Source organism: Cohnella xylanilytica, assembly GCF_014212175.1.
Taxonomy (GTDB): Bacteria; Bacillota; Bacilli; order Paenibacillales; family Paenibacillaceae; genus Cohnella; species Cohnella xylanilytica.
Genome location: NZ_JACJVR010000020.1, coordinates 95,273 through 106,719, shown reverse-complemented (window position 1 = coordinate 106,719; position 11,447 = coordinate 95,273). Strand labels below are relative to the sequence as shown.

The 11,447-nt window shown below is 60.0% G+C and carries 12 protein-coding genes; 1 reads left to right on the top strand and 11 read right to left on the bottom strand.

Features of this window, described 5'->3' with window-relative positions:
* Window positions 1-336: 336 nt before the first annotated feature.
* From H7B90_RS06830 to H7B90_RS06800, 7 genes are all read right to left on the bottom strand, one after another.
* Window positions 337-1,344, bottom strand: coding sequence for a FecCD family ABC transporter permease (locus H7B90_RS06830; protein WP_185135113.1), 1,008 nt, complete (start codon window positions 1,342-1,344; stop codon window positions 337-339).
* Window positions 1,341-2,282 (bottom strand): FecCD family ABC transporter permease, encoded by a 942-nt coding sequence (locus tag H7B90_RS06825; RefSeq protein ID WP_185135117.1) that lies wholly within the window; start codon window positions 2,280-2,282, stop codon window positions 1,341-1,343. Before H7B90_RS06825 ends, H7B90_RS06830 begins: the two co-directional genes overlap by 4 nt.
* A gap of 181 nt (window positions 2,283-2,463) precedes the next feature.
* Window positions 2,464-3,453, bottom strand: coding sequence for an iron-hydroxamate ABC transporter substrate-binding protein (locus H7B90_RS06820; protein WP_185135112.1), 990 nt, complete (start codon window positions 3,451-3,453; stop codon window positions 2,464-2,466).
* A 227-nt stretch (window positions 3,454-3,680) separates the two neighbouring features.
* Complete coding sequence (locus tag H7B90_RS06815; protein ID WP_185135111.1) at window positions 3,681-5,045, bottom strand: DUF2252 domain-containing protein; 1,365 nt, start codon at window positions 5,043-5,045, stop codon at window positions 3,681-3,683.
* Between the two features lie 157 nt (window positions 5,046-5,202).
* Window positions 5,203-5,928: a twin-arginine translocase subunit TatC gene (gene tatC / locus H7B90_RS06810; protein ID WP_185135110.1), complete on the bottom strand. Its 726-nt coding sequence runs from the start codon at window positions 5,926-5,928 to the stop codon at window positions 5,203-5,205.
* 1 nt (window position 5,929) lies between these two features.
* Window positions 5,930-6,148, bottom strand: coding sequence for a twin-arginine translocase TatA/TatE family subunit (gene tatA, locus H7B90_RS06805; RefSeq protein WP_185135109.1), 219 nt, complete (start codon window positions 6,146-6,148; stop codon window positions 5,930-5,932).
* 37 nt (window positions 6,149-6,185) lie between these two features.
* Window positions 6,186-7,826: a PhoX family protein gene (locus H7B90_RS06800; RefSeq protein ID WP_185135108.1), complete on the bottom strand. Its 1,641-nt coding sequence runs from the start codon at window positions 7,824-7,826 to the stop codon at window positions 6,186-6,188.
* Window positions 7,827-8,041: 215 nt separating this feature from the next.
* Here H7B90_RS06800 and H7B90_RS06795 point away from each other — a divergent pair, with 215 nt between their 5' ends.
* Window positions 8,042-8,461, top strand: coding sequence for a VOC family protein (locus H7B90_RS06795; protein ID WP_185135107.1), 420 nt, complete (start codon window positions 8,042-8,044; stop codon window positions 8,459-8,461).
* A 257-nt stretch (window positions 8,462-8,718) separates the two neighbouring features.
* Here H7B90_RS06795 and H7B90_RS06790 read toward each other — a convergent pair whose 3' ends face one another.
* The 4 genes from H7B90_RS06790 to H7B90_RS06775 all read right to left on the bottom strand — a co-directional run bounded on the left by H7B90_RS06790 (window position 8,719) and on the right by H7B90_RS06775 (window position 11,399).
* Entirely contained in the window at window positions 8,719-9,228 is a 510-nt protein-coding gene (locus tag H7B90_RS06790; RefSeq protein ID WP_185135106.1) for an SRPBCC family protein, read from the bottom strand.
* Between the two features lie 58 nt (window positions 9,229-9,286).
* The gene (locus H7B90_RS06785) at window positions 9,287-9,640 is read right to left on the bottom strand and encodes a DUF1801 domain-containing protein (RefSeq protein ID WP_185135105.1); all 354 of its coding nucleotides are present in this window, start codon (window positions 9,638-9,640) and stop codon (window positions 9,287-9,289) included.
* A 164-nt stretch (window positions 9,641-9,804) separates the two neighbouring features.
* Window positions 9,805-10,461, bottom strand: a complete 657-nt coding sequence (gene catA, locus H7B90_RS06780) for a type A chloramphenicol O-acetyltransferase (protein ID WP_185135104.1) — start codon at window positions 10,459-10,461, stop codon at window positions 9,805-9,807.
* 86 nt (window positions 10,462-10,547) lie between these two features.
* Window positions 10,548-11,399: an AraC family transcriptional regulator gene (locus H7B90_RS06775; protein ID WP_185135103.1), complete on the bottom strand. Its 852-nt coding sequence runs from the start codon at window positions 11,397-11,399 to the stop codon at window positions 10,548-10,550.
* Window positions 11,400-11,447: the final 48 nt, after the last annotated feature.

Genomic DNA, 11,447 nt, shown 5'->3' with positions numbered 1-11,447 from the left:
CGTGCCTCTGGGCACGCCATAAGAAAAATAGGGCGCAGGGAAAATTCCCTACGCCCTATCCGGTTCGATCCGTACAGGTTAAGGTAGGAGCCTTCTCGCGAGTCGTGAAATCGTATGGTTAAAAATGGACAGACTTCTCCCGTCGACATCAACACCATGAACGATGCCAGCCATCGCGAGGGGCAGCCGGCTCACTTGGTTATTCACGAACTCCCGGTTCATCCTACCTTCACCTCCCTATGCATACTTATTTCCGAGTATAGCACGCTCCAGTCTTTTTCCACAATCCTGGAATCGTCCCGCCCGCGCCCGGCCAGTCGCGGCGAGAGGCCGCGGCTACTTCCTCAGCAGAAGATACAAGAAGTACGGCCCGCCGATGAGCGCGACCATGACGCCCGCCGGAATGCCGGCCGGCTCGACGAGATGGCGCCCGACGGTATCGGCGAACAAGAGCAGCCACCCGCCCATCAGGACGGCGACGGGGACGTAAACCTGGTGGCGGCGCCCGACGATCGCCTTGGCGATATGGGGGGCCATCAGGCCGACGAACGCGACGCCCCCGGTGACGGATACGGCCGCGGCGGCCAGAGCGACGGCGACCGCGAGCAGAATGAGCCGATCCCGGCCCACGGAGACGCCGGTTCCGACGGCGACAGCTTCGTCCATCGCCAGCAGGTTAAGGGCGTTCGACTTGTACAGCGTGTACGGAAGCAGAACGACGAGCCATGGCAGCAGCGCCCACACGAACGGCCAATCCGCTCCCCAGACGTTGCCCGCCAGCCACTTCGCGATGAAGTCGACCTTCCGGGGATCGGCCGAGGAGATCAAGACGATCATCAAGCCCGACAGGGCCAGCGCGAAGCCGACTCCGACGAGCAGGAACTTGACGGGCTGCAGCCCCGTTCCCTTGGAATAAGAGAAGAGGTAGATCAGGGCGGCCGTCGCCAGCGCGCCCGCGAACGCCACGAGCGGAAGCGCGTAGGCGAACGTCTTCGGATCCATCGGGTAGTAGAGGAAGAAGGCGGCGATCGCCACCCCCGCTCCCGCGTTGATGCCGACGACGCCGGGATCGGCCAGATCGTTCCGCGTAACCCCCTGCAGGATCGCGCCGGAGAGAGCGAGGCCCATGCCGGCGAGCAGCGTCACGACGATCCGCGGCAGGCGGATGGAGAACAGCACCAGGTTCTCCTTGGTCGTGCCGTGCCCGAACAGCGTCTGGAGCAGACGATCGAAGGACAGCGCTCCGGAGCCGATGCTGGTCGAGGCGACGATCGTCGCCAGGATCAGCAGCGCCACGATCGCGATCACGACGACTTGTTTGGGATAACGAGCGGTACGGGTCATGACAGCGACTTCACTCCTTTGCGCACGACGAACAGGAAGAACGGAAGACCGAGCACCGCGATAATCGCCACGACCGGCGTCTCGATCGGAGCGTAGAGCGTCCGGCCGAGCGTATCCGCCATCAGCATGAACGTCGCTCCCCAAAGAGCCGACATCGGGATGACCGTGCGGTAATCGGTCCCGAACATCGCCCTCACCATATGGGGAATCATCAGCCCGATGAACGCCATGTTCCCGACGAGAGCGACGGCGGCCCCCGCCAGCAGAATGATGACGATATACAGAATGGCTTTGACGTATGCCGTTCGAAGGCCCAAGCCGACCGCGGCTTCCTCGTTCAGGCTCAGAACCGTCAGCGCCTTGGACAGCGCCATCGCGACCAGAAGGGAGACGACGATGACGGGACTTAACGCCCGGACCTGCTCCCACGTCGTGCCGATCAGCCCCCCGGACGTCCACATCGTCACGTTCTTGGACGTCTTGAACAAGAGGCCGGTCCCGTCCGTGACGGCGTACAGGAAGGCGGATACCGCCGATCCGGCCAAGACGATCCGGGTCGGGGACAAGCCGCCCTTCTTCACCGCGCCGATGCCGATGACGAGCAGCATGCCGAGCGCGGCTCCGACGAAGCAGACGATCATAATGCCGAAGTAGCTCAAGCCCGGCCGCAGGGCGACGACCAGGGCCAGCGCCGCGTTCGCCCCGGCGGTCAGCCCGAGAAGCCCGGGGTCCGCGAGCGGATTGCGCGTCAGCCCCTGCATGATCGCGCCGGCCGTCGCCAGCGCGGCGCCGACGAGCACGGCGGCGACTTCCCGCGGATAGCGGATCTCCCGGAGCATGGCGATCTTATCGTCCTCCCCGCCGCGGTTCGCCAAGATCGGCCAGAGCTCGCTCAAGGATACGTCCTTCGCTCCGAGCAGCATGGCGAGGGCGAACATGACCGCGAGCGCCGCCAGGCTGATCGCGGCCCGAAGAATCGTCGATTTGGATTTGCGACTGCCACTCACGTTGCCATTCCTCCTTCAAGGTCATCGAGGGCGCGAAGAAGACCGAGAGCGCCTCCATGGTGCCAGAGGCATCTCGGCCTTCTTCGCCGCTTCCGCGCGCGAACGCGATCGCTTATTGCAGGAAGCCTTCCTTGAAGATGTTCAGCAGATACTCGAGCGTCGTCGGATCGCTGTACGTGGAAGCTTCGGTGTCGATCTCGATAACCTGGTTATTCTTGACGGCCGGGATCTTCTTCCACGTCTCCGTCTGCATGAAGGAGTTGTCTCCCTGGGAGCTGCGGCTAAGGACGATGTAATCGCCGGCATAATCGCCGAGAACTTCGGGGGAGAGCGTATAGTAGCCCGGTCCGAGGGCGTCCGTCTTGACCTTCTCCGGCATGCCGAGTCCCATGGCCTGGTACAGAATCTCGGTTCCGCGCGCCCAGGCGTCGCCGAACACGTAGAAGTTCTTCGAGTCGGTCTCGAACACCGATACCGTCACGTTGTCGCCGTGCTTGGCCTTGATCTCGTCGCCGACGGCCTTGGCCCGCTTCGTGAAGTCGTCCGCCCAAGCCTTCGCTTCCTGCTCCTTGTTCAGAAGCTTGCCGATCTCGATCTGTTGATCCAGGTAATTCAGCTTGCCCCAGGTGAAGGTGACGGTAGGCGCGATCTCCTTCAGCTTGTCGATGTTCTTGCTGGTGGCGTCGACGATAATCAGATCCGGGTCGAGCTCGATGATCTTCTCGAGGTTGTCTTCGGACACGACTTCCACGCCCTTCAGCTTCTCGGTGAAGTGCGGACTCTTGTTCGTCCACTCGTCGACGCCGACGAGCGTTCCGCCGAGCGAGAGCACGTTCGGCGCGTACCCGAGAGCGACGATCCGCTGCGGATGCGCCGGCACTTCGACCGGACCGAGCTCGGATTCGTACGTGATCGTGCCGGACGCGGAGGACGATGCGGAGGCGGACGGCGATGCCGCCGGCTCGCTGGCGTCGGCGCTTGCGCTCGGGCTGGAGCTGGCGCTCGAGGAAGGCGATGCGCCGTTATCGGAGGCGTTGTTGCCGCAAGCGCCGAGAATGACGCCCATGATCAGAAGGAATGGAAGAAGCAGTTTGGTGTTCATCTCTAAACTCCTTTATATGCCGATAATGATTCTCAATATCATCTGTGAATTACTATAAATTCGCTAGGTCGGGTTGTCAATGAAAAAATATCGTCAAAACCGGCGTTCCCTCCGATCCGAAGGCCGTTCTGACGGCGATTGCGGCAATAGGACCGGGTCGTCCCCGCTTCTTCGCGAGGTGATCCCGGTCCTTGCTCGGCTTCTGCGTATGGATTCGGATTCGCAGTTCATGATCGGCCTTGCTCGAACGCTTCGCTCCATTCCTTAAACAGAGAATAGTCTTCTCTTACCTGATAGGCGTACGACAAGGCCCTGTTCGCCAAATAGTCGCGGAAGGCGTCCGCGTCGTCGCCGATCGCCCGGGCGATCTCGTCCTCGCTGTGATAAGGCAGCAGGCCTTCCTCCACGTCCGCGTCCGCGCGGGCATGCATCTTGGCCGTAATCCGCCCCATGCACTCCGCCGTCCGGAGCCAATCCTTCGGTTCCGCGAATTTATGAGGCTTGAGCTTCTTCTTGTACGGCGACCGCTCTCTGGCATAGAAGTGCCGGCCGTTCAGCGTCAGGTAACCCAGGAAGGGATCCGCCTCATGATGCATCGCCTGCTGGGTCGCCATGACGCGCTTGCCTTGATGGGCGAATTCCTCCCAGAACGCTTCGTTGTACGGCATGAAGTACGCCGGGACCGGAGCCCGCACTTCCTTGATCTCGATGATAATATCGTCGAGCCCCAGGTCCCCGGCGCCTCCTTCCATCAGCACGTAGAACCGGTCCAAGCCGATCGAAGCCGTGCCGGAACCGTGCTTCACCGCGATGTCCTTCACTTGATAATAAGATTCCGGCCGGCCGGTGCGGGTAGCCAGGCGGCTCGCGTATTCGGGCCAGCCGTTCAGGACGAGCTCGCGCTCCCCGTCGGTCGGCTTCCGGATCTCCTCCGACCACCGGAACACCCGGCGCCCCTCTTCCAGCGTGGTGATTCCTTCGATCAAGCGGCTGGCGGCGAGCTTCTCCGTCTTCTTGAGCAGCTTGCGGATCGGGCCCTTGGTCGACAACTCGTCGAACACGAGGGAGCGCGGGTCTTCCCGTCGCTCGGCATACCTCCGGATCTGCTTGACATAGGCGGATAAATAGGCGATTACGGCCTCCCTCTGCTCTTCAAGCGGCAGCCCCCGCTCGGACATCGCGAGGAAGAGACTGACGGACATGCGGAGCACGTCGTACAGGTAGGAGCCCATGCACCCTTCGTCGAAGTCGTTCACGTCGAACGCGATGCGCCCCTTCCCGCTCCGGAACGCGCCGAAGTTCTCGAAGTGCAGATCGCCCTGGATCCAGGTCGGGCGTTCCGGGTCGCTGCGGTAAGGGAACCATTCTCTTCCGACGTCGAAATAGAACAGATAGGCGCTTCCTCGAAAAAATAAGTACGGGCTTCCTCTCATTTTGCGATACTTCATTATGCGCTTGCCGTCGTCCAGCCCCATGATCCGTCCGTCGAATTCCTCCAGCACTTGCGAGATCGTCAACCGCCGCAAGTGAAGCTGCGTATGCTTGACGCGTCCCGTTAAATCGTCCGCTCTCTTCTCGTCCAGCTTCTCCATCGAACGACCTCCGCCTGTCCAATCTGTTTAGAGAATACATTTTTTCCAATCCGAATGGCAAGCAGGCGGACGCGTCCCCCAACCCGGCCGCGACAAAGAAGCCCAGGCACGTCGCCTGGGCCCAACGCCGTTCGAAGACGGCTCTCCGTTCCTTCCCCTAGCTCTGCAAGGCGTTCAACTGCTTCCGGTACACGAATTTGGAGATCGAGATGCTGACCTCATACAGCAGGAACAACGGCACGATGACGATAATGTCCGACAGCACGTCCGGCGGCGTGATCGTCACCGCGACGATGCACAAGACGAAATACGCCGCCTTCCGCGCCTTGGCCAGACGCTTCGGATCGAGAATGCCGAGCCGGGTCAAGAACATGACGACGGCCGGCATCTCGAACAGAAGACCGAACGGGATCGTCATATGGATCATGAAGGTAAAATACTTCTGCGCGGTATACATGACGGTGAATTCGTCGGTCGCCATCTCGTTCATGAAGCGCAGCACCATCGGGAACAAGATGAAGTACCCGAAGCCGATCCCGACGAGGAACAGCACGCTGATGCCCGGAATGAGCATCAGAGCGGAGCGCTGCGCCTGCGCGGGCAAGGCCGGCTGCACGAACCTCCAGGTCTGGTAGGCGGCGACCGGGAGCGTCACGGCGATCGCGACGGCCCCGGCGATCGTCATATAGACCCACATGACGTCGGACGGTCCGAGCAGCACGAGCTTCCGATCCATATCCCTCACGAGCCATTGGTAGATGTCCCGCACGTAGATCAAGGCCGCGGCCATCGACACGATAAAAGCGATCAGCGTGCGAATCAGCCGGGACCGCATCTCCTCCAAATGGCCGATGACGCTCTGCTCATTCGGATCGCGGGCCATTCTACTTGCCCGAAGCCGCGGCAGCCTGCGACTGCGGCGTCTCCTCGTCCTTGCGGTCGTTGTCCTCGCCGTTCACCAAGCCGCGGGTCGCCCCTTTGAACTCGCTCAGCGTCCGGCCGAAGGCGCGGCCCAGTTCGGGAAGCTTCGACGGTCCGAATATGATCAGCGCGATAATCAGAATGAGAATCAAGCCTCCGATGCCAATGTTGCCGAACGGCATGTCAACATCCCCTTCAGGTTTGGTTTAGATTGGCCGATTACAGGCCCAGTTTGAAGCCGCTGATCGCGACGACGGCGCATCGTGCCATCTTCTCGCCGGGACGGTGAGGCCACGTGCTCGTCGGATTCTTCAGATCCTTCGTGTTCTCGCCCGGATGCTGGACGGACAGGAAGAGGGTCTGCTCGTCGGGCGTGAAGAACGGCCCGGTCAATTCGCACTCGACGGGTCCGGACGCGAATTGCAGCGCTTTGCCTTTGTCGGGACCACTTGTCGGGATGACGAAGAGCCCGTTGTTCATGAACGACTTGTGCACGCCCTTGTTCTGGCTGCTGCTGGAGATGTCCGTGACGACCCACAGATGGCCGTTCGAATCGAATGCGAGGTTGTCGGGCGAGCTGAAGCCGGATTGACGGCCGCCCGCGGCGAAGATCTCGAAGTCGAATTCCAGCGCGCCCAGATCGTTGCCCGCTTCGAAGATGCGGGTGATATGCCCGTGAATGTTCCCGTGGCTGTCGTTGTTCGTATGGCAGATGAACACGGTGTTGTCGAACGGCGAGATCTCGATATCCTCCGGACGGTCGGTCGGGGTTCCGCCTACGAGGATCGCCGCTTCCTGGCAGTACGTGACGACGTCCCCTTGGGACGCGAACTTCTGCTTCAGCTCGGGCTTGTCCTTCGCCGCCTTCAAGACTTCCTCCAGCGTGACGGGTACCCACTTGCCGGTCTTCAGGTTGGCGGCGTACAGCGTGCCGTCCTCGAGCAGGGCGGCGTTGGCGCGGCCGAGAGCCTTGTTGTACTTGCCCTTGCTCACGAACTTGTAGACGCAGGCATCCTTCTTGTCGTCGCCCATATAGACGACGACGCGGCCGTCCGCGGCCAGTCCCATCGCCGTGTTCTCGTGATTGAACCGGCCCAGCGCCGTATGCTTTTTCAGATACGCCTTATCGAACGGATCGACTTCGACCACCCAGCCGTAATGGGTGTCCGGCAAGCCGGAGGCGGCGGCCGTCTCGGCGAAGTTCTCTTCGCAGGACAGAACCGTGTTCCACAGCGTCACGCCGCCGGAGCAGTTGGCGAAGGTGCCCGTCACCGCCGTCGCCCCCTTGAGAGCGGGAATGCCTCTGGCCGGACCGGTCAGCTCGAACTTGGTATAGCCGTTGATGCGGCGCGCGTAGGAGGAGCCGGCGTCCATCTTCCAGACGCCCTTCTCGTCGCGGTACACTTCGATGACGGACATGCCTTGGTAATACAGGCTTTTATCCAGCTGTTCCTTCGTCATTTTGTCCCCTTCGACGGGGCCGAGTTGGAAGATCGTCGTATATTCGTGGTTGTTGACCAGAAGGCCGCGCACGTTGGAGCCGTCGATCGGGAAGAAGGCGTTGTAGTCGCAGCCGGAGCCGAATCGCTCGCCGGCCGGATTGATGACGTCGTCGTAGGCCGCTACCACGTCGTACTTGAAGTTCGCGGGCAACACGAGGTTATCCTCGGTCGTCGCCTCGATCGGATCGAAGTATCCGCTTACCCGATTCGTGTTGAAGCCGAACAGATGATTAGCCGTTGCAGACGCGGCGGAAGCTTTGCCGTCGAGCACTCCCAATCCGGCCGAGGCGGCTGCCAGAGCCGCCGCGCCGGTACCCAGGTAAGAGAGAAACGTTTTGCGGTCCATCGTTTTGCTCATCCTTGTCCACTCCTTAGGCATCATTTCTCTAAGTGTAGCGGGGGTTTGTTAGGGTAGGGTCAGCGAGAGTTATATCTTGTGTAAACTTCTACGATGTTCCATCCGTTCCGAAGGCCGGAAGCGGAAAAAAATTTTTTTAAGAGGATGTCGATTTCCCCGTCTTCGGTTCGTCGTCTTAACAGAAACGCAAATAACCAAGAGGAAGGAAGTTGAATATGACGGCACAACTGAACGCTTACATTCACTCGGAGGACGCCAAGACGCAAGCCGCATTCTACGCGCAAGCGCTGGGAGGGGAGATCGTCTCCACGATGACGTACGGACAAATCCCGGGAACGCCGGAAGCCATGAAGGATAAAGTCATGCACATGGCGCTTCGCGCAGCCGGCGGGAACCTCTTGTTCCTGTCCGACTCCGTCGGGCTCGGCGGCCCCGACTCCTCCGGAACCCCCCGAGGCTTGCGCTTCATCGCGCTGGCGCTCTCCTACGGGGACGAAGCGGAGGCGCGCCAGGCCTTCGAGAAGCTGGCCGAAGGCGGCGAGGTCAAATATCCGTTCGAATTGCAGCCTTGGGGAGCCTACTACGGCGAGATCGAAGACAGGTTCGGGGTTAATTGGCAGATCGTGAAGCAATAAAGCCAAAAACAGCGGTTGGTCCGGGATTCGCTCCGGGACGCCGCTGTTTTTCTTTTCCCGTTAAATCAGACACTCTTGCCTTGCCTTCTCGACGGCTTCTTCACGGCCATTCACTTGCAGCTTCAGATAGATGGACGATCTATAATTGCGGATCGTGCCTTCAAAATTGGCGAGGTTAAGGGAAGGCTCCTTCGAGGGAAATAAGTACCGGGCCTAAAAAAAGCGACGTCTCCCTCGCGGAAACGTCGCTTGTGCGTTTATTGCTGGCTGGCCAGGTACTGCTCCAGCTGCTCGAACGTGCCGGCGAAGCCCTGCTTGACCATCGGCTTCATGGCGTCGAACGCCGCCTGTTCTTCTTCCGACGCGTTCAAGGGCCCGCCGATGAAGGTGACGGTCGTCTTGCCGTTCTCTTCGGCGAAGGTCAGAATGTTGATAATCTCCAGCGGCCAGTTCGGGTTGAACGGAGCCCGGATCGTATTGCCCTCTTCGTCGCTGAACGATTGAACGTACACCAGCTTCTCCGGCGCGATCACTTCCTGGTACACGAACTTCCCCCACATGCTCATGCCGTCGGGAGACTTCTGGCAGCCCAGGAACAGTCCGCCCGGACGAACGTCCATCCTGCTGATCTCGAGCGAGAACCCTTTGGGTCCCCACCACTTGCCGAAGTGGTCCGGCTCCGTCCATACCTTGAATACGAGTTCGCGCGGGGCGTTAAACTCGCGGGTCAGCAGCACTTCGTAATTCTCCTTGGATTGGACAGTCACTCTAATTCCTCCTTGTAGTTATGATTTTCCTTATTATCCATTCGGCCCTTCGCCGTCTCTAGAGCGCTTGGGAGGCCTGAGAGAGCAGCGAGCCTAGCAAGGCGTAATCCGGAGCGGCTCCTTCTTTGATCTTGATCCACTTGCGCTCCGGCGGTCCCTCGAAGCCCTTCGGGAATTCGATCTCGGACGGATTCATGATCATGAAGGCAATGGCATCCTTCGAGGGCGAGATCACCGCGGCGTAATGACCGTTCTTCAGAAAATGGGGCTTCTTGTATTGAATTCGCTCCTCAACCGACGGGATGGTCTGATGAACCATCTCTCTCAGCCGTTTAGACAGCTCGATCTGCCACTGGGGTCCCAAGTTCTCAATGAAAGACGTAACCTCTTCGTTCGCCACTTCATTTACCATCTCCTTTGGGCTCTAATTCGCTTTCCATGACTATAATATACCCCAATAGGAATATTCCTGTAAAGGAATTTTTTAAATTTTGGCAAAAAAATCTCAGCGCAAACAGGCCGCAACGTCTCCGTCGCAGCCTGCTTGCCTGTTAGAGGGGGGCGAACGCAGGAGCGTCAGCCCGCCAGCCAGCTCTCGCAATCGTCCGCCAGCCCTTGCATCTCGTTAAAGAAGACGCCGGCATGGTAGCCGTCGCATACGGCATGGTGGAATTGCGCCGATATCGGCAGCCGGGTTCGGCCGTCCTGCTCGTCGTATCTCCCCATCGTGAAGATCGGCAGGAGATACGCGCCCTCGTTGTAGATGTTCAGGTTAAACCCCGTGAAGCTCACCCACGGGATGCTGGAGATCGGGAAGGCGTTCGGCGGCTCGTCCGGCTTCGGGAACAGCCCCTCGGCATTCCTGTAGCTCTCGATGTCCTCCAGGCAACGGGCGTGGAAGGTTCCGAAGCTCTCGCTGAACGGAGTCCAGATGCTTGAGAACGTCTTCTCCTCTTCATGGAAGATGGTGTAGGCGGGAGTCATCCGGTCCCAGCAGCCCAGCCTCCCCTCGGCGTCCATGCCCATGCGGAATTCCCGATGGCGATTCACCACGGTCGCGATCATGTGGATCAGCGCCGGATACAGCTTCATTCCCCTGCTCTTCAGTTCCTTCCTCAGCAGAGTGATGTCGATAGGGGCGGTCATGCTGTACGTGCATCGCACGCGATTGAGATAGTGTTCGAAATAAGGCTTGCGGCTCCAGCTGTCGATATCGATCGGATGGAAAATCATCGTTATACCCTCCTAAAATAAGTTTTTATTCTAGGAGGGAACATCGACGGAGATAACCACGTCCATCTCTCTCATTCCTTCTCTTTTTATTTGGGGACGACCGCGACCCACAATTCGTTGCGGTTCTCCTCCGGCGGCAAGTACCGCTCGATGGCGGGCACATAAGCAAGCTCGTACCCGGAGACCGGAACCCACTCCGTATAGAGGCGCCGCCACAGCTCCGCGAGGCCTTCCGGCCCTCCTTCCGCCTCGAACACCGCCCATGTCGCCGCCGGGAAGTCCCGCTTCGTCATCCCTTCGGGCGGCGATCGGTCCGAGACGATGGAGAGGACGTAATGGAACTCTTCGTTCCGGCCGAAGTCGCCGTCGGCGCAGACTCCGAGAATCCCGCTCACGGGGTGATCGTCTGCGCGAATGTCCCACAATCTCCCGAACAGCCCGTCCTGCGCGGCATTCGCCCACAGGCCGGGAACGACCTCGAACGCGCGGCTCATGGGTACCTTCTCTTGCACGCCGACGATGGAGAATCCCGGCATCTCTTCGATTCTGTAATTCATCTCCGCCACTCCTTGGATCGAGATTTGGAAGGAGATCCGCGGATAGGCTTTGAGCTTGGCGCCCGCGCTCCGCGCGGCGGTGGGAGTCGTGCCGTGCAAATTCTGGAACGCGCGGGCGAACGCCTCCGGCGATTCGTAGCCATACTTGAGCGCGAGGTCGATCACTTTGATCTTGCCGTTCTGCAATTCGAATGCCGCCAGCGTAAGCCGGCGCCGCCTCACGTACTCCGACAAGGATACGCCGGCGATAAACGAGAACATCCGCTGGAAGTGGTACGTCGAACAGCAGGCGATCCGCGCCGCCGCTTCGTAATCGACCTCCCCGGCAAGTCGATCCTCGATATAGCCGATCGCCTTATTCATTCTATCGACCCAATCCATTCGCGATTCTCCTCCCTACACCCAGGATACGGCAAGGAGAATCCCTCG